Source organism: Paraburkholderia sp. BL25I1N1 (genome assembly GCF_003002025.1).
In the GTDB taxonomy this organism is placed as follows: Bacteria; Pseudomonadota; Gammaproteobacteria; order Burkholderiales; family Burkholderiaceae; genus Paraburkholderia.
Map to the genome: position 1 here is coordinate 61,608 of NZ_PVZB01000012.1, position 19,740 is coordinate 81,347.

At 58.2% G+C, this 19,740-nt stretch carries 16 protein-coding genes and 4 pseudogenes; 14 read left to right on the forward strand and 6 right to left on the reverse strand.

Annotation, left to right across the window (positions count from 1 at the left end):
• The first annotated feature begins 131 nt into the window (after positions 1 to 131).
• Positions 132 to 1,616 (forward strand): HD domain-containing phosphohydrolase, encoded by a 1,485-nt coding sequence (locus tag B0G73_RS18915; RefSeq protein ID WP_106282839.1) that lies wholly within the window; start codon positions 132 to 134, stop codon positions 1,614 to 1,616.
• Between the two features lie 77 nt (positions 1,617 to 1,693).
• Here the strand turns inward: B0G73_RS18915 and B0G73_RS18920 are convergent.
• A pseudogene (locus tag B0G73_RS18920) lies at positions 1,694 to 2,427 on the reverse strand (IS6 family transposase).
• A gap of 1,465 nt (positions 2,428 to 3,892) precedes the next feature.
• Here B0G73_RS18920 and B0G73_RS18925 point away from each other — a divergent pair.
• The 3 genes from B0G73_RS18925 to B0G73_RS18940 all read left to right on the forward strand — a co-directional run bounded on the left by B0G73_RS18925 (position 3,893) and on the right by B0G73_RS18940 (position 8,032).
• Complete coding sequence (locus B0G73_RS18925) at positions 3,893 to 5,140, forward strand: nucleotidyltransferase (RefSeq protein WP_106282840.1); 1,248 nt, start codon at positions 3,893 to 3,895, stop codon at positions 5,138 to 5,140.
• A 526-nt stretch (positions 5,141 to 5,666) separates the two neighbouring features.
• Positions 5,667 to 6,593, forward strand: a complete 927-nt coding sequence (locus B0G73_RS18935) for an S-4TM family putative pore-forming effector (protein ID WP_106282842.1) — start codon at positions 5,667 to 5,669, stop codon at positions 6,591 to 6,593.
• Entirely contained in the window at positions 6,590 to 8,032 is a 1,443-nt protein-coding gene (locus B0G73_RS18940) for a cyclic GMP-AMP synthase DncV-like nucleotidyltransferase (RefSeq protein ID WP_106282843.1), read from the forward strand. The genes B0G73_RS18935 and B0G73_RS18940 overlap by 4 nt, the downstream gene beginning before the upstream one ends.
• A 323-nt stretch (positions 8,033 to 8,355) precedes the next feature.
• On the opposite strand, the pseudogene B0G73_RS18945 reads toward B0G73_RS18940, so the two are convergent.
• Both B0G73_RS18945 and B0G73_RS18950 read right to left on the reverse strand, forming a co-directional pair.
• Positions 8,356 to 8,834 (reverse strand): annotated as a pseudogene (locus B0G73_RS18945) (IS21 family transposase); the annotation flags it as partial.
• A 399-nt stretch (positions 8,835 to 9,233) separates the two neighbouring features.
• Positions 9,234 to 11,945: a lipopolysaccharide assembly protein LapB gene (locus B0G73_RS18950; protein ID WP_106282844.1), complete on the reverse strand. Its 2,712-nt coding sequence runs from the start codon at positions 11,943 to 11,945 to the stop codon at positions 9,234 to 9,236.
• A 487-nt stretch (positions 11,946 to 12,432) separates the two neighbouring features.
• Between B0G73_RS18950 and B0G73_RS18955 the strand changes: the two genes are divergently transcribed.
• Positions 12,433 to 12,714, forward strand: coding sequence for a hypothetical protein (locus tag B0G73_RS18955; RefSeq protein WP_146144198.1), 282 nt, complete (start codon positions 12,433 to 12,435; stop codon positions 12,712 to 12,714).
• Between the two features lie 220 nt (positions 12,715 to 12,934).
• On the opposite strand, the gene B0G73_RS18960 is transcribed toward B0G73_RS18955, so the two are convergent.
• Positions 12,935 to 13,486, reverse strand: a complete 552-nt coding sequence (locus tag B0G73_RS18960; RefSeq protein ID WP_106282846.1) for a hypothetical protein — start codon at positions 13,484 to 13,486, stop codon at positions 12,935 to 12,937.
• Between B0G73_RS18960 and B0G73_RS18965 the strand changes: the two are divergent.
• Positions 13,476 to 13,862 (forward strand): annotated as a pseudogene (locus B0G73_RS18965) (tyrosine-type recombinase/integrase); the annotation flags it as partial. The gene B0G73_RS18960 and the pseudogene B0G73_RS18965 overlap by 11 nt on opposite strands.
• Positions 13,863 to 13,932: 70 nt before the next feature.
• Here the strand turns inward: B0G73_RS18965 and B0G73_RS18970 are convergent.
• Complete coding sequence (locus tag B0G73_RS18970) at positions 13,933 to 14,310, reverse strand: helix-turn-helix domain-containing protein (RefSeq protein WP_181196585.1); 378 nt, start codon at positions 14,308 to 14,310, stop codon at positions 13,933 to 13,935.
• 150 nt (positions 14,311 to 14,460) lie between these two features.
• Between B0G73_RS18970 and B0G73_RS18975 the strand changes: the two genes are divergently transcribed.
• The 7 genes from B0G73_RS18975 to B0G73_RS40930 all read left to right on the forward strand — a co-directional run bounded on the left by B0G73_RS18975 (position 14,461) and on the right by B0G73_RS40930 (position 17,459).
• Positions 14,461 to 14,928 carry a hypothetical protein gene (locus B0G73_RS18975; protein WP_106282848.1) on the forward strand — a complete coding sequence of 156 codons (468 nt, stop codon included), beginning with the start codon at positions 14,461 to 14,463 and terminating at the stop codon, positions 14,926 to 14,928.
• Between the two features lie 11 nt (positions 14,929 to 14,939).
• The gene (locus B0G73_RS40545) at positions 14,940 to 15,107 is read left to right on the forward strand and encodes a hypothetical protein (RefSeq protein ID WP_181196586.1); all 168 of its coding nucleotides are present in this window, start codon (positions 14,940 to 14,942) and stop codon (positions 15,105 to 15,107) included.
• Positions 15,108 to 15,113: 6 nt separating this feature from the next.
• On the forward strand, positions 15,114 to 15,374 hold the full coding sequence (locus B0G73_RS41905; protein ID WP_106282849.1) for an AbiEi antitoxin N-terminal domain-containing protein: 261 nt from the start codon (positions 15,114 to 15,116) through the stop codon (positions 15,372 to 15,374).
• Positions 15,375 to 15,415: 41 nt separating this feature from the next.
• Positions 15,416 to 16,078, forward strand: coding sequence for a type IV toxin-antitoxin system AbiEi family antitoxin domain-containing protein (locus tag B0G73_RS18985; protein ID WP_106282850.1), 663 nt, complete (start codon positions 15,416 to 15,418; stop codon positions 16,076 to 16,078).
• 268 nt (positions 16,079 to 16,346) lie between these two features.
• Entirely contained in the window at positions 16,347 to 16,766 is a 420-nt protein-coding gene (locus tag B0G73_RS18990; RefSeq protein ID WP_106282851.1) for a hypothetical protein, read from the forward strand.
• A 26-nt stretch (positions 16,767 to 16,792) separates the two neighbouring features.
• The gene (locus B0G73_RS18995; protein WP_106282852.1) at positions 16,793 to 17,236 is read left to right on the forward strand and encodes a hypothetical protein; all 444 of its coding nucleotides are present in this window, start codon (positions 16,793 to 16,795) and stop codon (positions 17,234 to 17,236) included.
• A 112-nt stretch (positions 17,237 to 17,348) separates the two neighbouring features.
• Positions 17,349 to 17,459 (forward strand): DUF29 domain-containing protein, encoded by a 111-nt coding sequence (locus B0G73_RS40930; RefSeq protein ID WP_146144199.1) that lies wholly within the window; start codon positions 17,349 to 17,351, stop codon positions 17,457 to 17,459.
• Between the two features lie 521 nt (positions 17,460 to 17,980).
• Here B0G73_RS40930 and B0G73_RS19000 read toward each other — a convergent pair.
• Positions 17,981 to 18,225 (reverse strand): annotated as a pseudogene (locus B0G73_RS19000) (DUF932 domain-containing protein); the annotation flags it as partial.
• A gap of 289 nt (positions 18,226 to 18,514) precedes the next feature.
• Between B0G73_RS19000 and B0G73_RS19005 the strand changes: the two are divergent.
• Positions 18,515 to 19,738 carry an Eco57I restriction-modification methylase domain-containing protein gene (locus tag B0G73_RS19005; RefSeq protein WP_106282853.1) on the forward strand — a complete coding sequence of 408 codons (1,224 nt, stop codon included), beginning with the start codon at positions 18,515 to 18,517 and terminating at the stop codon, positions 19,736 to 19,738.
• The last annotated feature ends 2 nt before the right edge of the window (positions 19,739 to 19,740 follow it).

Here is a 19,740-nt window from a genome sequence, read left to right on the forward strand (position 1 = left end):
ATCCGTTCCTGCCGGCGGTCATGACACGTTCCGGTACCCGAACCGTTGCAAGCGCGGAGCCGTTGCGTAGCGCAATGACACTCCTAAGCTTCGCGTATGATCTGTGGCGATCACCACAATCCTCTGTACTCATGCCCACGTTCGACGTCGATGCCAACCAGACCGCGCTGCGGGTATTCGATTCGGTAAGAGCGCTGGCGTTCGTCGGCGACCTCAGTATGGGACAGCCGACGGACCATTCATTGCGCACCGGATGGCTGGCGGCTCGGCTCGCCCGCGCAGCCGGGCTCGATTCGCAAGCTTGTGACACGGTGCGCGAGGTAGCGCTGCTGCGCTGGTCGGGCTGCACCGCGAACGCGTCGGGCTTCGCCGATGTGTTCGGCGACGATATTGCGATCAGGGCGACGATGCTCGAGGGACGATCGGACTGGGCCGCGCCGCTGGAGGCGCTGGGCGGGGCGGCGTCCGTCATGCTGCCGCTCGCGGAAACCCACTGCGAGGTATCGGGAGAGATTGCGAGTATGTCGGGCCTTTCAAGCATGACGGTCACGTCGCTCCGTCACATTTTCGAAACATGGGACGGTTTCGGGTTTCCCGCGAAAATGGCTCGCGAGTCGGTGCCGATGGCGGTGTTCGTCGTTGCGCTGGCGGGCGATCTGGAGGTGTTCGGTCGCACTTACGGCACCGAACGGGCGCTCGAGCTCATCACGCAACGCTCCGACAGTCGATATCCGGCCCATCTCGTCGCAACGGCCGTCAGTAACGCAAGCGGCTGGCTCGATGAGGTCGGGCGCGCGACGCTCGACGACTTCGACGCGGCATTGATCACGCCCGACATGCAACAGCCGACCGCGGCCGAGCTGATCGCCGATGTGATCGATCTCAAGTTGCCGTGGATGACGGGCTTTTCGCGCGCGGTCGCGACGACTGCAGCAGCGTGCTGCGTGCGGCTTGCACTCGATCAAACCGCGCAAACCCGCGTCTACCATGCTGCGTTGATTCACGGCATAGGTCGAGCCGCCGTCCCCAACGAGGTGTGGAATCAGCGTGAGACGCTAGCGGCCAGCGCCTGGGAAAAGATTCGGCTGGTTCCTTACTGGACAGCGCGCGCCGGCAGGCAAACCGGCGCCCTCGCCGAGGCCGCCGGCCTAGCTTCCTACGCGTACGAAAGGCAGGACGGCTCTGGATACTTTCGCGGCGTAGCCGGACACGCGTTGACGCTCGAGGCACGTGTGCTGGCGGCCTCGGTCGCGTGGGTGGCTCTGCGTTCGCCAAGGCCCTGGCGCGACGCGCTGCCGGCCGATGCCGCCAGGAAGATCTTGCGCGAGGAGGTCGAGCGCGGAAGGTTGAGCGACGAAGCGGTCGACGCGCTCGTGGCGCAGGCGCCTGCGAGCGGACGGTTCGCGAAACGCGTCTCGCAGAGAGCGCGCCTGTCGGCGCGGGAGATGGATGTGCTGCGTGTGATCTCGCGTGGCGCGAGCAACAAGGAGGCAGCGCGCGAGTTGGCAATGAGCCCAAGCACCGTGCGCACCCACGTCGAGAGCATGTTTCGCAAGCTCGATTGCTCGACTCGCGCGGCAGCCACGCTTAAAGCGTCGGCGATGGGGCTGCTGTAGTGATAATGCCCCGCCTGTCGGGACGGCGTTGTCAACTTGCCATGCGTGAGACAAAACGCTGGAGGTGTGACGACGATTTAGAAACCAGTCGACGGATCTTGGGCGAGGTCGGTGAATTCGCGCCAGGCAACGAACCTTGCTGCAAGCTGTTTGCGATAAAACGAAGCGCGCAGCAGATGCCGCTTGATCGCGAAGTGTTGCCGGATCAGTCCGAAGCCCGACAGGAAGGCCTGCGTGCGTTTCGAATCGCGAAAACCGCGCATGCGACGCTCGCGTTCACGTGTCGGCTGGTGGCTGTTTTCAGCCCTGTTGTTCAGTCGGGCTGCCGCTTTGGCAAACACGTGCTTTACGCTCCCCAGCTCTGGAATCTCAGCTTTGGCGGCCGGATAGCTGCGCAGTTGATCGGTAATGATCTTGCGCGGCACCGGGTTCGAGCGCAGCACACGCTTGAAGAAGCGCTTGGCCGCGGCCTTATCGCGCCGCTTTTGCAGCAGGATGTCGAGTGCGGCGCCGTGCTCGTCCACTGCGCGCCATAGCAGGTACGGTTCTCCGCGCAACGTCACGAACATCTCGTCAAGGTGCCGTGTGCCGCCTGGCTTGCGACGCGCCGCTTTGACCCGACGAGCAAAGGCGGCGCCAAACTTATCGCACCAGCATCGGATCGTCTCGTAGGTCACGATCACGCCGCGTTCAAGAGCAGTTCTTCGATGTCACGCAAGCTCAATTGATATCGGTAGTACCAGCGCACGGCGCAACTGATCACGCCGGCTGGAAAACGGTGCCCGCGATACAGCGATTTCGATTTCTTCATCGCCTCATCTACGCGAGACGGCCAGCAACCTGACAACGCCCTCAGGGGAAGTTCAGTCATGGCCATGACCCACTCATTCATGCATTGATTGCCGCAACATGACAAATGAAGCAAAAGCCGACAGAAAATAAACCAAAAAGTTGAACGTCAGATCGGGAGCGCGGTCTGTTCGGAAGACGCTGAATAAACCAAAATCCTGCGATTATTTGCAGAAATAAAGCAAAAGCTGAGATTGTTTGAATTTCAATGTAATCCACTGATTTTAAATGTGATTTTTTATAAACCAATTGTTGGATAAGGCATATGTTGAGCGTTCCGCCGCCGTAACGTTGCGGCGGCAACCGTCTACTGGGTTATTAAGCAAAACGTGGTCTGTCCGAGAGGTCCCGCAGAGCAGATTGTATCTTTCCGTACGAGGCCGAAGTTGGGGACGGGAGAGTCTCAAGCGCGGTCCGAAGAATGGCTGCAGCTTTCAAGGGAGCATCTTTCGAACCGCATTTCTTTGATGCTCCTGTGCGCGGGCCTTAATGTTTGCTCCGCCCAAGTTCCTCGGGGGGCGACCGTTCAGTAGACGGCAAAAATGGTGCGTTTGCGTCAGAAATACGGCATTGCAGCAAAGCCGATAGAGGGAAACTATTTTGGGTCTCGCTCGTGGCGCCTCTCGACTACTTCAGCAGGGACCAAGCATCGAAGCTGCAGCCATGCATCACTTGGCCGAGAGGCATTCTAAGGCCACTCGTCCCGCATGTAGCGCAAGAGAGCATAGCGCTCGTCGGCAGTCCCGAAGTCGAATATTGAAGCGGGGGTGGGACTGGCGGTTGCCCGCGCAGAATGCGTCGAACGCTCCCAAAAACATTCGCCCCGCCCAAAGAGCTACGCCAGAAGCTGCGACGCCTCGACTTGGACCGCTCGCTCCAGCGCGTCTAGTGTGTCCAACGTCACCGAACTCGCGAAATTTGCTCAGATTCGCAGCGAGCGATTCGTGAAGGTCCCGGCGAGGCGTGCGGAGCCATGCCTGTCCTTTACCCCTCACAAAGGCTTAATTCGTCGCTCATGGCTCATGTTGCTTGTGGGCACGAGGCAAGACAAGTTTCCCGCGTACGTATCAAACTTCTTCGGCGTTACTTTCTGCAGATAGCCTGCCAACATCATTTGCACACTTCCCGTCGCCTCCCAAGCAACGCTGTGTCATGCCGACACGGCCTTTACACGCGGAGCGGGAAACACCGTATTACCTCCGCCTGTAGGCCAATCGCCAGCGAGATCGCCGCGACTATTCATTAGCAAGGTTTCGAGTATTTTCGGTCAAAGTGACGTCTATGGTCGTATGCAAAAGTCAAGCAGCAAAAATTTCCAAATGTATCTGAACTACACTATACTTAGGCGTAATCTTGATATCTTCCCTAGATGTTGATGCTATCGAGAAAATATTTCGATAGATTTTTACGACTCAGGAGATGCCAAGATGAAAAGAGATCTCTCGTTGAAGGAGCGCCATAAGCGCGTCTCGCTCGCCACGTCCGACAATTTTTTCTTTTTGCTGGACGCGATCGCTGAGCAGCAGGTGCCGACGCTAACTCAGCTTGGCGATATCGAGTCGTCATACCAGAGCATCGCGGAATTCCTTGCAGCCCGGCAGGAGTTCGAGAGTTTGATCACGCAAATCCATCCGCACGGCTCGCGCGAGCTCGGAACCATGGTTCGACCTTGGGGCCAGTCGCGCGAAGGCTTCGACATTGATGTAATTGCGAGGTTAGACCAAAGCGCGTCGGAACGTTACGGCGACGTCCGTGGGCCCGCTCGATTGCTTGCGCACTTTCATGCGGCCTTCGACGACTACGCAAATGCTCACGGACTCGAGGTCAAAAAGTGGAATCGATGCGTCACACTTATCTACTCGGGCGGTATGTGCGCTGACATCGCTCCGGTAATCGACAGTCCGCTTTTATCCTCACCATACGGCGAGACGCACGGCATAATTCCCGACCGCGGAGTTGCCCACTATAAGTCCACGAATCCACTTGGCTATGCCAAGTTCTTCCGCGAGACGGCATCTATCGCGGCGACCTTTTATGCCATGGAGGCGTTCGCGGCTGATTCTGTGCATAAAGCCGACATCATACCGCTGCGTAATCCAGACGAAGTGTTTGCTCCTTTGCTGTGCCGTATCGTGCAAGTCCTGAAGTTGCATAGAAACGTGCGCTTTGGCCCGCAGGATGGGGAGCAGGATCTCAAGCCATCATCGGCGTTCATCACGACCCTGGCAGCACATGCTTATGCCCAGCACGCACCAGAGGTGCACGTTAGTCCGCTGGACCTTCTTTTTGACATAGTCGCGACGATGCCGTCGAAGTTTCGGTCGGAAGAAACGGCGACTGGCGCAACGTGGTTTCTGCCTAACCCGGCAGCGCCGGCCAGTAACCTCGCAGAGGATATGAACGACCCGGCGCGTCAAGCGGCCTTCTACGCTTGGGTCGAAAAATTCACTGAAGATATCGACGAGATACTGCAAGCGGTTGAACAACGTGCAGGCATAGAAGTGGTGATTCAGCGTGTAGAAGCAGCCTTTGGTAACAAGTCCGCCGATGCCGCACGCAAGGCTCTATTGAAGCGCCAGGAGGCTGCGCGCAACGCAGGGCGAGCCAGTTTTTTCACCTCGACGGCCGCTCCGCTCATCGTCAAGTCGCGCCCGCATAATTTTTACGGTATTTGATTGTGCGCAGCTTTGAGCCGCAGCGATCACTTGAGCAACAGGCGCTAGAACTTGAGCGCCTAAACCTTCCTGGAGCGAAGTTGACGCGCGTTCAGGGTAAGGAGATTCGATACTGCTTCGAGATCTCGCCATCCGAGTTTTCGCCGCTTTACACGTGTCTGCTCATCGTGCCGAGAACGACTTCGCCACAGATGTATGTCATCAAGCCCGACCTCGTCGTCAAGGCAAGGGGCAGACGTCCTCCGCACATTTACGATCACTCGGACGGTAAGACGCAGTTGTGCCTTTGGTGGCCAAAGCAGCGCGAATGGAAGCGCGGCATGAAGTTTATCGAGAGCTATATAGCATGGACCGCAGAGTGGCTGTGGCACTACGAATATTGGCTCTCCTCGGGGAAATGGGAGGGCGGCGGTGCTCATCCCCGCAAGCGCAAAGGGAAGGGTTAGCGCTGTCGAGCATGTTATTGCAGGTGCCAATAGAGTGGATTTTGTAGCTGGCAATACCCCAGGATGAGAAGATCTCGAGAATGAATGATATAGACAAGCAGCAGGTGGAACCCCGGATGCTCAACTTGCTGCGAGCCCGGACGCTCATTTATCGCCGCGCGAAAAACTATCAGGCAGTGGGTTTGGCGATTTCGTTGGGGTTGCCGCTGATCGGTTTGGTCGTTTCCGCGTATTTTGCTCAATGCAAGCCGTTCATTGCGCTGCTTGCCCTTTCCTTTAGCTACCTGGAGGTTCTGTTTTTCGACCCGTGGCTTAAGGCTCAGTTGAAGACTGCGGCAAAGCTGCAGGAAGATTTCGATTGTTCTGTATTGCAAATGGATTGGAACAGCTTCGTGGCCGGCAGCAAGGTAGATCCGGAGCAGGTCTTCGAAGCTGCTCAGAACCTGAGTGAGAAGGACGAAAAGCGTTTGATCGACTGGTATCCGCTAGTCGTCCGGGAACTTCCGCTGTACCTGGCAAGACTTGTGTGCCAGCGCACGAACATCTGGTACGACAGCGCGTTGAGAAAGCGCTATCAGCGCATATTGTTGAGTGGAGCAGTCGGCCTTGGGGTTGTTGTGGGCGTGATTTCTTTGCATATCGATCCTACGCTGACGTCATTCGTTCTGACAACGCTCGCGCCCATTACACCCGTTGTGATCTGGGCGCTTCGCGAACGCAACCGGCAAGCCTCAACCTGCGAGATGTTGGATCGTTTGAATGAAGACATTAAAAAACTGCTCGCGGAATCAAGTAGCGGGGCAACCGAAGAGTATCTGAGCATAAGGTCTCGCGAGTTGCAGGATGCAATATACAACCATCGAGTTTCTAGCCCGCTTATCTTTGACTGGATCTATAACAAAATGCGGCGTGGGATGGAGGAGCGAATGAACGCGGGCGCGGAGGAACTCGTCAATGGCCTCCATCCAGCGGCGGCAAAAATCGCGGCTGCGGGGAGACAGCAATGAAACTCATCCAAGACTTCAATACCTTGCTTGCTGACACTGTGAACCTGAACAGCACCCGGTTCGGTTTGCTTGAAAGCAGCATTGAGGCCATCAAGGGGGCCGTCAGGGGGCTGGATTGGAAGCCGGCCATTGTCGGGTTTGCGGCACAGGGTTCATGGGCGCACAAGACAATCATCAAGCCATTGCCTGGCGATCCTTTTGATGCAGATCTGCTGGTCTACGTGAAGCCGGTGGCGGGTTGGGAAGCAAAAGGCTACGTGAATGAGCTCTACGCTGAGTTGTCCAAGCTGCCCTTGTACAAAGACAAGGTTAGAAGGTACTCGCATTGCGTAACAATTGAGTATGCAGGCGAACGCAAGATCGACATAGCCCCTTGCGTCAAGGAGCGCGTGCAGACAGGAGTGTGGGAGGTGTGCAATCGAGACACCAATTCCTTCGAGCGTTCCAACCCGCTTGATTATACAAACTGGCTGATAGACCAGAATACTATCTGCGGGAACAACAACTTTCGCAAGGTCACGCGCCTAATCAAGTATCTTCGCGATATCAAGACGAATTTCACCTGCCCGTCATTTCTTCTGACAACGCTGCTTGGAACGCAGGTGCGGTCAACGGATAAAGGCTCGTCTGCATTTGCTGACGTTCCTACTGCGCTCAAGACACTTTTTGGTCGACTTGACGATTGGCTGCAGGCGAACCCTAATAAACCAACCGTACGCAACCCGGTGCTCTTCGAAGAGATTCAAAGCGCAGCATGGGACGACACTAAGTATGCCAATTTCCGCGCGAAGATAAATCTTTATCGCGGCTGGATCGATGATGCCTATGATGAACCAGACAAGGAAGAGAGCATCGGAAAGTGGCAGCGCGTATTTGGTGAAGACTTCGCTGCTCGCGAGGCAGTGGAAAAGGCCAGCAAAGTCAGCGAGGCGGCTCTCGCCGTCGTCAGGGCGAACCACGGCTCGGCTGGTATTGGTGACCTTGTCGTTCTCGTTAAAAGGCTTGGTCGCACAGCACTACCGTACGGCTTTGAGCGCTTGCCGCACATGCGACGGCCTCGATGGCGCGTAGCGGCGGGTGGTCAACTCTCTGTGAATGTCGACAGTCAACTGTGGTCCGCTCGGCACGGACAGCAGATCCGCTCTATTCAAAGCCTGACTCCTGCTCAGCCCGGCTACTGGGTCCGCTTCAACGCACGAAACAATCTCGGTTTTCCGTTTCCTGACAGCTACAAGGTCGAATGGCGCGTGACCAACACCGATGAGGCGGCCACACGTGCCAATGCATTGCGGGGAGACTACTATCGCTCGGATGAGCCGTTTGTGCGGTGGGAGCGCTTATCGTACCGGGGCGTTCACATGGTAGAAGCGTTTCTGATTCGGAAGGCTGACGATACGCTTGCCGGAAGGAGCGCGCCGTTTTACGTCGTGATTGAGTAATTTCTGACAATACCACTACGTTTGCGGCGGCCGGGAGCAATTTCCCACTGTGAAGACTACGAATTCCTAGTCGTTCGCGCGGATCTTGAACTTACGCGAGCATCAGGCCCCAGCTCGTGTGGATATCATTCACGAAACATCCGGCGGATATAGCCGTATCCACTTTCTCATCGCAACACCTTACACTGATGCTGCAACTTTACCCAATACGGCATCATTCCGCTCTGAGTCTCTTATCGCGATGAACGCGATCCTTCCCACTGAGTGGGCTATCCGCGATATCCGTGATCTCGAGTCGGGTGGACGCAATGAGCCGACTTCGGCACGAAGTGGTACAGCAGGTGGTTGAACGGGATGCCACCAACCGTTACGCACAACATGTCCATATGCTTGAAGTCCGACAGGTCTCGCCCGGTTGATAAGTTTGAGGGAAGAACACTTCCTGGTTCGGCCCTTCGAGCGCGCGCCACTGGCTGACATGACGCTTAAACGTGCGCCGCATGCTGTCCGGAAAGCGCTCAGGATGGTCCTCCTGCAATTTGCGCAGCAGGGTGATCGCCTTCAGCTTTGGCGCAGCGCGTAGCAATGGGAACACTTCGCTCTCCCAGACATCGGTGAACGGATCAGGGCGCGAGCGCCAGTAGCGCCGGGGCTGCTGTGACGGCAGTCCGGCTTCGTGCTCGACACGTCGCGCCGTGCGCTCGCTCATGCCTGACTTCGCCGCAGCGAGGTTCCGCCGATGGTGTTTGTGATGGTTCATGTAGAGGCGGACCTGCTGGTCGGTGATGCGGCTTCCAGGCATGGGCTGACCGCCTCTTTTTAGGTTCAGTCAGCCATCCTAAGCCTCGCCGATCCGGCGCCGCCGGCAGTTCGTCGTCTCCGGCGGCTACGCCGCCTCCGACTCCTCACTACCGGCCAAGATGAATGTCGCTACACCGGACGTAGTCATTGTCGTCGCCCATGAACTGAACCGCCTCCTGGCGCTCGAACAGGTCGGCAAGTGGGCGCGGACAGGCGAGCGCAAGGCTGAAACACACCCGGCAACCCACGTGGAGGGCTTGCCGCGCGAGTCATGTCATCTTTCCCGCGGCTCGGCTGGCGACCGGGAGATTACAGCCGACGCTCGGCGGGAGGACGTCACTCGATCAGCTCACCGCGCGTGCCGGCGCCGCCGCCGGGCACGATGTGAAGCGGCCGCTCGTTACTCGGAAAGCCACGACCCGCCAGCATCGGCAGGAGGAAGTAATGAACTGCCATTGGGCAGGATGATTTCGGCCAGAGACTCGTGAAATCCGCGGTCCCCAATCCTGAGGAAAAAATCGAACAGCGTGTGACTCATCTGGGTGCGGGGGTATTTGGGGGACCGCGAAAACCGTTTCACAGCCCATCCTTCCGCTACGGCTCGATCTGAGCGTGTCTGGATCCGACCGACGATGGAGTTGGCTGCCTGCGCCTTGGGCACTTTGCTTCTGACGAGGTAGTCGACCGCCTGGGCTGCGGCCGTCCAGATCAGCGAATAGGCCTGAGACACCGAATGGCTGCGCAGTACGTTAGCGATGGTAAACCTCGTTTTCTCGCCCTGTGGCGCCTGCATGCCACGTTCCTCGGCGCAGTGCATAAGATATTCGAGGCATTCGTCGACTCCAAAGGAAAGCACCACATCAGGCGCCTGGGCGAACCAGTGATCCGGCCACTTGCCACTGGCCGCCGCCTGTTCAATATCGGTCACAATCGAGAGGGTTTCCGGCCTGACCGCCCATCGCACTTGATTGAACAGGTAGGCCACCGCATCGTCGTGTGTTACAAACGCAACGTCCGGCGTCTCGGGGGACACCGCTATCAGTCCCATGGCCATCAGACCAAACACGTCCTGACTGTCGTGGGGCACCGGCACAAGAGGTGTTTCAGACGAAGCGAAGGGCTCAAGGACGAGATCCTGGTCAAGGCCTCCACACAGACGGAACAGGCTGATTAGCATGGCCGCCTCGCCAAACGAGAGATCGGTGATGCCGGATACGAGCACGGAGTCAGGATACTGCGCGAGCTCGGTCGCGATCTTCGATTTTTTAATCACCGCTGGATCGTTGGCGAGCTTCAGACGGCTCGCCGAGATCTCGCGCGCGAGTGCCTCGAACGCTTCCAGTGCTTTACCTTCGAGCGAAGCGCATCGTTGGCTGACCAACTGCTCGAGCCGCTCCATCTCCGCCCCGTCGCGCTGGATTGACGCGAGGCGCAGCAGGTTACTGATCGCTCCCGCCGACAGATTCGGGGCCGAGCGCCAGTATGCCAGCCGCGCCAGATCGTGACGCCCGAGGTAATCGTTAGCGAGCCCGCGATCGAAATGCGTGTCGATATCCGCCCGGGTTGTTATCTCGTCGAGCAGCTCCAGCATCTCGGCATACAGTTTGTGGCGCAGCAACGCCGGACGCAACACCTGCTCATAGAGCCCGTGTGCAGCCCGCAATTTCGCGTCGTCAACCACACCTTGCACGGCAGCCCGGAATCCCTTGACGAAATTGCGCACCGTCGTCTTGTTTGCGCCATCAAGAATCTCCGCGTGACCCAATTCACCCAGTAATGCCTCGTTGGGCAGTCTGAACATCTCGAAACGGGTCAACGTCTCACCTGCCTGCACCCAGTTTCCACGTTGTACTGCGACCTCGAACCGGGCTTCGCAAAGAATCGGGTCGTCCAGTTCCTGCCCGGCGAGATCCACCTGTTCCAAAGCGGACGTCGTGAAATTTCCATCCTCGTCGCGCTCACATTGCGCCCACAGGAGTCTTAGAAACCCACGACTATTGTCCTCGTCGGTCGCATCGAGCATGCGATCGCGATAGGAGAGCAAGTCGAAACGGCTTTCGTAGCTTAGCCACGCTCCGTCGATAGAAAACGGCTGTGCTGCTCCCGACATCACTTCACTGCCAGGGTAGCGCCACTCGACGGGCAACTGTCGCATGCTCGTGGCGAATTCGATAGCGCGCTGTCTGACGGCGGCCTGGTCGCCCTGGCCAAGCGCGAGCGAGAGGCGCCCCCGGGCAGCGAACGCGATGAGTGTCCAATCCGCTACTGACGCACGCACCTGCGGGCCGCGCGCCACGTCCAGATACAGATCGTCGGCAGCCTGCCAGTTCTGCAGAACGGCCTGTTCCTGGGCAACGGCCAGCGTCAGCCAGCCGTTGTTGAGCGCGTCGGTCCTTCGCTGGAGAAAGCCGAGCCATTTATCCGCTGAATGGCTCCGCAGCCGCAGCGCCAGCCTGTATGCAAGCCAGACGAAGGGGGGATCCGTGTCGGGGGTGATCACATCGTCCAGCAGGCTGATGATCTCTGCGGAAGCGACAGCCGGGCAGGCGAGCGCAAGCCGTGAATACGCCTCAAGCACCGGGAGTGCTCGCGGATGAGCAGCAAGCGCGCGCGTAATCCAGACCTGCCGGTCCTGAGCGTCCTCGTTCGTTTCGCCATATAGCATGTTCAGGATGACGAAGGCAGCAATGGGGGCATCCTCACCTTCAGAAAGCGCCGCTACCATGAGCTGCCTGACCCGAGGCCTGAGTTCCTCGGATACCCATTGCCGGCCATCCAGCAGGCAATAGATGTGAACACAGTTCGCAATCGCCGACTGTCTCGGCGGTCCCGACGAAAACTCCGCGATGGCGCGAGGCAGTTCCCCCTGCTGGAACAGGCACCAGGCAAGCTTCTCCCGGGTTCGCCAGGAGGGATTTTTCAAACTGCCGTAGGCGTCGATCGCCTCAGTCCACATCTCCCGGCGGGCCAGTCTGTCGGCGTCAAGCTCCCGCCTTTCGTGCTCGCTGGCGCCTTGAACTTTGGCAGTGAGCGCGTGCATGGACTGGTCATCGGACGCGAGTAGCTGGTTCAGCGTGAGTGTTTGAAGAATTCGGTTTTTCTGTTTTTTCATAGTGATCTACTCAAGAATCGGGCAAGCCTGAAGGATGTATTTCTGGCGAACCTGTCACGGATGCCTTGCGATCCCTCAACCAGCATGATGAAGCGTCGAAGCGACAGCGCATCACTCACGAACCCGCCCGGCTCTGACCGAAGAACGACATTACCGATACTTAACACGTAGGCATATTTTTCGGCTGGGCTCCATGATACAAAAACGTGTGCCTGTCGTGCAGAGCGCTCGATGCCTCTCGAATTTCCGTTCAAACGTCAGGACGCTGTGTGACGGCTTCAGTTACGGCCAGGAGAGTCCAGTCGTCTGCGAGCCACTCTCAGGGCAAATGCAACAGTAGCGCGATAACACAACCAAATCGCGAGGAATCGTGAGGGCATTTATATTGATCTTTGCGGCGGTCGCTGCACTGAGTGCGTGCGGCAAATCTGACCAAACGACGGCCGAGTCGCCAGGCGTGCAATCGGACGTAGCGGCGGCATCGCCCGTGTCCAATCCCAACCCCACAGCGGTTGTAGATGTCGGTGCCCAAGCTACGTCAGTTGACGCGTGGGCCAACCTTAGCCCGAATGCGTTTCGAAAGCGGTACGACGAACTTGCGAAGGCTGACGGCGGTGACACCATCAAGCGGATGAGCAAAACGAAGGATGGGACGGCGATGACGCTTAGTGACGAGCAGTTCCAGCGCAGGATAGCCGAAATGAAAAAAACTGGATTTGGCGAATGGGCGATTTCAACGGAGGCTTGGTATTCAGCACTCCACCAATAGCACGGGGCAACGTGACGAAGATAGCGGTCGTGGGCGATCGATCTGATCCGGCCAACCTTGTGGGGTTCGTTGGTGCGGCGGCCGTAGTCAACAGCATGCTGAACCTTGGCATTGACGCGAAAGCTAATACGGATTTCCTCGCGACCCTCGGCCTCATGGGGGGTGGTGACGACCCGTCCGTCGGGCAGTCGGTTTCCTCATTCAATCGTGGCGGCGCGTTTCAATGCGTATCGATGCCGTCCGAGCAAACAATCGGTGTTGGCTGCGTCGTAGAGCCGAGATCATAGTCCGCATCCAGACGGACCAAAATCCGCCTCACTAATCCGTGCGGAATGCGCAGCCGCGTGCACATCGGGTTTTCCCGGTGCGACCCCGCCGCTGCAGAAAATGAAGCAGTCACGCAGCCCGTCGCGTAGATTGGACAAGCGCGGTCCCAGCTCCTAACCCGTTGATCCTCTTCGATCAGTCGAGCGAACGCCACTTGTGGCCGAAAGCTAACTCTTGCAACTAGCGACGAGGCTGCGGGTAGGGGCATCTGCATAAGCTCGACCGCGCCGCTACATTCCCATTGCGCGTGAGCGTTGGAGACCGTCGCGCCCGCGGCGCCCGTCTCCGCGATGATTGCCTTGGGGCGGAAGCGCGGCACGGTCGGGTCCGGTATCGCGTATTCCGCCAGCGGCCGCTGACTGATATCGTTTGTAATGCCGGTGCCGGTCAGATAGACGCGGTATTCGCTGAAGCGCCGCGAGATATCCCGCGTATATCTGCGCATCGTGCGTGAGTTCACCCGATACCTAGGGCGCTCGCCTGATACCGCCACCGTCGAGGACCTGCGAACCTACCAGCTGCATCTGGTCGATCATGGCACGTCGCCGGTTTCGCTCAATGCTGCGATCACTGGCTCGAAGTTCTTCTTCGAGAACACGCTCCACGAGCCCGAACTGATGGCCCGGATGCAGCCCGTGCGCGTGGCCCGTACGTTACCGGTCGTGCTCAGCCCCGATGAAGTGCGAGGGCTCATTGCAAGACGTGCAACCTCAAGCACCAGACGGCCCTTTCGGTCGCCTACGGTACCGGGTTGCGTCCCAGCGAAGTGGTGGCACTGAAGGGTCACGGACATCGATAGCCAGCGCATGACGCTGGGGGTTGCGCGCATCCTGTCGCGATACTGGAAGACCTCATCGGTCGCGCACTGCGGAGTGAACGACTAAAGTCGCGCTACCGACGTGCAGGGCCTTTGTTGCTCGCTCTGTGTTCGTGTGCGGCTGGCAACCGGCTGCACAGATCCTTGACCAGCGTCCCCACCCACGCGCGATCGTCGCTGCTGAGCCGCTCGAGCTGCTCAGCGATCTCTAGGCTGACATCTGTTGGCCGGTCGGACGCGCGCCTGAGCAACGTCGAGACCGGAATTCTGTAGAGGTCCGCTAGCTCCAGTAGACGCGGGATGGTCGGCCAATGCGCGCCGCGCTCAAAGCGGCTTACGGTCTCGACAAAAACACCAAGATGCTCGGCCACCTGCTCCTGCGTCAGTTCTGCATCGGCTCGGGCCGCTGCCAACGCGCGCCCCAGATGCTTCGCGGTCTTCTGCTCGTTCACGGCAGTCAAAAGTCACCATTTCATGTTGTCATTCAACATGGAATGGTCTCTTCAATGTGCTGATCTGATAACATCGAGTTATATTGGTAGGCAACATAAATTGTTGCTTTATCGTTGTTTCTGCCTCCCGTGTCATCGTAAGGAAGATATATGTTGTTCACAGATGCAAACTGGGCCGAGTCGAGTGCCGTCGGGCGCGCCATCGCGAAGCCGTTCCAGCCGTGGCGGTGCGTGGGATGGACGGACGACACGATCTGTTTCTGGGTTTTCCCCGAATCCGTGTCGGACCGGACCGGCGCACTGCCCGACGGGTTGCTGGTTGTCGACCCGGCGGCGCTTCTCGATACCGCCAGTCAACTGACGCCAGATAGCTTCTCTGTGTACGTTATGGAGGCACCCGCCGAAGGTCGTCCGGCTGCGCGAATGCAACGCGTGACAGGCTTGCTGACCCAGCAGCGAATCAATGCGTCGATGTGTGACTACTGGTACAGGACGCAAGAGGGCGATCTGCATCCCTGCTCCCGGCTGCAGCATCACCTTCCCAACGATGCCCCATTGCGGCTTGCGCTCAGCCTGGACGCACAGGATTACGACGACCCGATAGTGGTCGCGAGATAATCAAATCTGATATGGAGGACATCACCCGGCTGGTCCAGTTTCTCATGGATTTCGCTCCACGCGGCGAGCCGCTCGATCTTGGCTTCCTCGCCGAATACGGCGTGACGTCGGTCGAAGCATCACATCTCGTAACCGGCGGGTGGCTGCGGCGACTTTCTGACGACGCCTATCTCCTCTGAGGTGATTTGCCGGCGCTAGAGGGCACAGTTGCCTTTTTTGCCCGACGCATCCCCGGGCTTCATGTGAGCGGCAAGGCCGCACTGGACATGCGCGGCATACGCCATTACCTGTACGCACGCCCCCGGATCAACCTGTGGGGCGCCGTGCCCTTCGAATTTCCTTCGTGGGCGGAAGAGTTGCTGTTGCTCACGTACGAGTACGATCACCCGTTCGATGACGCCTTGGCAGCGGGACGCACTGTTCGGGGATGGCCAGGCACCAGTTAGTGCATCGCGTGGCATCAAGGGTAACCAACAGAGGATCCGACATGCTGAACGCAACAGAAATCGTGCAGTTCCTGATGGACTTCGCGCCGCGGTCGCAGCCGCTGGGCTTGCGCTACTTCGCGGAGCTTGAAATTGACGCACGGCAGGTTGGCGAACTCGTAAAACAAGGGTGGCTGCGACAGCTGTCCGAGGACGCTTATCTGCTACGTGGAGACCAGCCAGACATCGATGGAACGATTGCTTATTTGCAGGCATACACTTCGAATCTCCACGTGGGAGGAAGGACAGCGCTGGAATGGCACCGGATGATGCATCATCTGCGCTTTCGCGACCGGATTGATTTGTGGGGGCGCGGATATTGCAGCATTCCTTCCTGGGCGGTGGAGCGACTTGTGTGTTTCTACCATTCCCACCCTCTGTTCGATACGCGGATGGACGAAAGCTACGGATTGAAGCCGCTTGCGTGGCGCCATCCACAAGTGCTTGTTTCGGTTCCGGAACGCGCAATTCTCGAATACGTGAGTGTCTCGCTGGATTTGGTCTTGATAGAAGACGTGAGAGCTCTCATTGGGAGCCTGAGGAATATTCGGCTGAACATCCTGCAGGAGCTGGTCGATTGCTGTCTCCGAAGAGACGTAGTATGGGGGCTGAAATTTCTCGCAGAAGATGAAGGCATGAGTTGGGCTCAGCAGTTGCGCGTCTGAGCAGACCGTGGTGTGATGGCAGCGGTGATCGTGTCCCGAGGCACACTTGGAAATTCCCGCGATGGGCTCGTATGATCGTTTGAGCGTCAACCTGATTTGCGGGCTTTGGGGATCGCTACAGACAGTTGCGTGAGCGGTTCGATCGAACGCTTACCATAAGTGAGCGTGTCTGTTCTGACCTGACGGCACCCTCGGTATGGCTGCTGTTACCTTGCCGTCAGGCGATGATTGTTGTCATCGTTCCACTTGACGTGGTGGGAGTTGCGCCATGGCCCATCCATATAGGCTGATTCGTCCTGAGGAACTCGCCGCGCCCGGCGAAATGGCACCTGCTGTTGTTCTGCGAGTATCGTTAAAAGCAATTGCGAACGTCGTCGCAGAAAAGGTAGGAAAGAAGGGCGCCAACCTTATTTTCCACGACCGGGATAGCGATGCGATGTATCTTCGGGTAGATGATATGCCGCTTGTTTTCGTCTCATTCAATGAGCAGCCGCGCGAGGTGCATGTCTACGTGGCAGATCGGAACGTGCAAGGGGAGAGCGACTTGTTGGAGCTGCCAGGTCGGCTACCGTTGTCTGGGGTAGAAGGAGATTGGTGGGCGCGCGAAGATCAGCCGCGCTGGCCCGGAAACAAGGCTGAAACTTTTGTCATTCGCCAACAAGGCCGCGGTCCCCGGCTGGGGATCTGAAAGTCAAGATCCTTCGGAATTGCTCCATGACAGACCATCCTGAGCGTGACCCGGCCACGACGGTGGCGATCGGGTTCCGCGACGAACTGCTTGGAAAAGGGTGGCCCGACGCTCGTCATGTTGCCGACCTGGCAGGCCTTTCGCCCGAACGGGGGGATACGGCGTACGCAATCCAGGCGCGAGCGACAGGCGCTCTGCTCGGCGTCTGGTCTGCGCCCCAGCATCGGTTCATCTATCCGGACTTCCAGTTCAATCGCTCGGGCGCCCTCCGGAAGGACGTTGCTGAACTCCTCGCCGTCCTGCCAGCGAACAAGGACGATCGCGGAGGCTGGCGACGCGCTTTCTGGCTCTATTCGTCGCATGCACTGCTCGATGGGCAGACGCCGGCGGACGTATTTGCGAACGCCCCGATTCGCGTGATCAAGGTCGCAAGAGAAGAATTTCTGAGCGATCCCGAGGTGACCTGGTGAATCGGCGACTGGCCGGGCCGACGCGAGCTCTTACGGCAACACGTTCTCTGTTCGGTAAGAGAAGTCATTGCCCGTGGACATTTTCGCGGCCGCAAAAAATTGCAGGTGAGCTATGACCGGTTACGACGCGGATTTCGCTTTGCGGGTCGTTGAACTGGCTGAGTTGCTGCGCGCTGCCCGACTCGATGAACTCGATCGTGCGAACCTCGCCCAGACGAGGTGATAATGAACAGCAGACGGCCCGCTGGCCGGTCCACTGGCAGCAATTTTCCGGGGGGCGAACCACCGTGACCGTACAACTCATCCAGAATGGCCTGGAATATCGTAAAGCCCGGCAGACGCTCCTCGAACTGGTTCGACCTGCCCCGGCGCCCGGCGCCCGGCACGCCGGTGGACGACCAACTGCCGGCGCTGGCGAGCGAAGTGGAACGCTACGAGGTGCAGCATGTTCTAGATCTCCCCGCTGGCACCCGACGGACGTTGGTGGCGAAACACGGCTGGAGCGCTGACACTTTCGGGTCTAATCGGTTTCTGCAGCCGGACTGCCCTCATAGGCTAGCTGCATCAAAGTGCTCAAATGGACCAGTCTGGGTGCGGGACTCTGCGAGCCCGCGCCCGTTTCGGGAGCTTTCATGCGACCTCCAGAAACGAAAAAATGCTAGGCAGGCGAACCTGACCGGGCCAGCAGTGATTGCGGTGAGCAAATACGGGGAGTAAATACGGGAGAGGACTCGAGAGTGGGCGCTACACGACCAGCCTGAGCGCTTCATCCCACGCCTTCTGCTTTATGACTGCACTCCGGCCGAACCACGCAGCATCGCGCCGGTGATCGAGGTATTCCGTCACCGCGTTCAGCAGGCCCCATACAGTGCCGGATGCAGATCGCAACCCGCGCCCTTGCTGCGTCCGTTGAACAGCTCGCCGATCGTGCAGATCGCCCGTTCGTTGACGGACACCGCGTCGCGCTCGGTCTGGTTCATCGACGGGTAGGCGCTATGGATCACCATGCTCAACGGGCGATTCAGGAGCCAACGCATTGTGGAAATCTCTCGCTGCGTTAGTTGAGGACCCGGGCGACACTGTCTGTCTCATTGCACCGACACCGCGGGCCGTTTATAGGAGCATTATGAAAGGGTGAACGATGGGGGCAGCCCGGCTTATAATCCTCGTGCGTCTGAGTCAGACGGCCTTCGCTTGTCTGTCTCAGCTATTCGCCGATGTCGGGCAGCGGTTCCGTGCTTTGCATTGGCGCGGACGCTTTAACAACGAAGATCTAATATGACGCGTCGACTGAACTACAAGAATGAGTTGGGTCAACACATGACGCCGGTGACGATCGCCAACATGCTGTGCCAACAATTACCGCGTGGCGTGACTGTGGCGATTGATCTGGCCGTCGGCGACGGCGCTCTGCTTCACGCGCTCCGCGGGAGATGGAAGAAGATTGAGCTCTATGGCGTCGACTGTGACCGGGAACGAGTTACGAGGGCTGCGCGGTTGCTGGGACCGGGTTGCGCAGGACAGGGCGACGGGTTGACTGCCCGCTTACCTTCTCGTCTTAATGCGACGGCCGGCCGTACCGTATTGATCGGTAACCCCCCATACTTTGCGGTCGAATCTCGGGATATTGACCTACGGCTTCAGCGAAAGGCGTTTCCGGGTGTCTCTTCTAAACACGGGCTTCGAAGGATAGAGATGACCTTTTTTTCGCGTGCGTTGATCGAAGCGCGCCGCCGAAAAGGGGTGGTCGCAATGATTCTGCCGTCCGCCTTCGCCGCTGGAATCCAATACGCACCTTATCGGGCCGCACTTCTCGAACATTATCGTGTTCTAAAGGCGATCGAAATTCAGGACGGGGGTTACCGGGATACGGAGGCAACAACCATCTTGCTCATTATCGATACTGCATGTCGTCCGACACGCGAAGTTGAAATCAGTCGATACACGGTGAGTGAGGACGAGTTTGCGGTTGTCTATCGAGGTCGTATTTCACGCGATCAAAGGCTCGATGCCAGGTACTGGGCTGGTGCCCATCTGCACCAGATGAAGGCGCCAACCCTTGGCGAAGTGGGCGCGGATATCTCTCGTGGGCGAAGATCCAAAGCTGAAGCCTTGAAGGACAGCCAAATTGTCCTCCATACGACTGACCTTTGCAGACTCGAAGGACGCCGTATCAGATTGCCCGATTTACATCTGGAGACGATGGAGTCGAACGACGTAGACGTTATGGCAGAAGCGAAAGATTTTCTTATTGCAAGGACGGGCACGCGCGTGCGGTGGGAGCCGATTGAAGTGGCAGCGGGGTCGGCACCGATCAGCGATCATGTGCTACGCATCCGTGCCCCGAAAGGTTTCTATCGCGCCATCAAGGCATCTCTGCTCCACCCCAATTTTTCAAACTGGCTTGCGAGTATTTCAAAAGGTGTGTGCGCAACAGTGTTGACGAAACGCGAGCTCCTACAGATGCCTCTGTTCGCAATGCAGGGGAAGTGCAATGGCTGAGA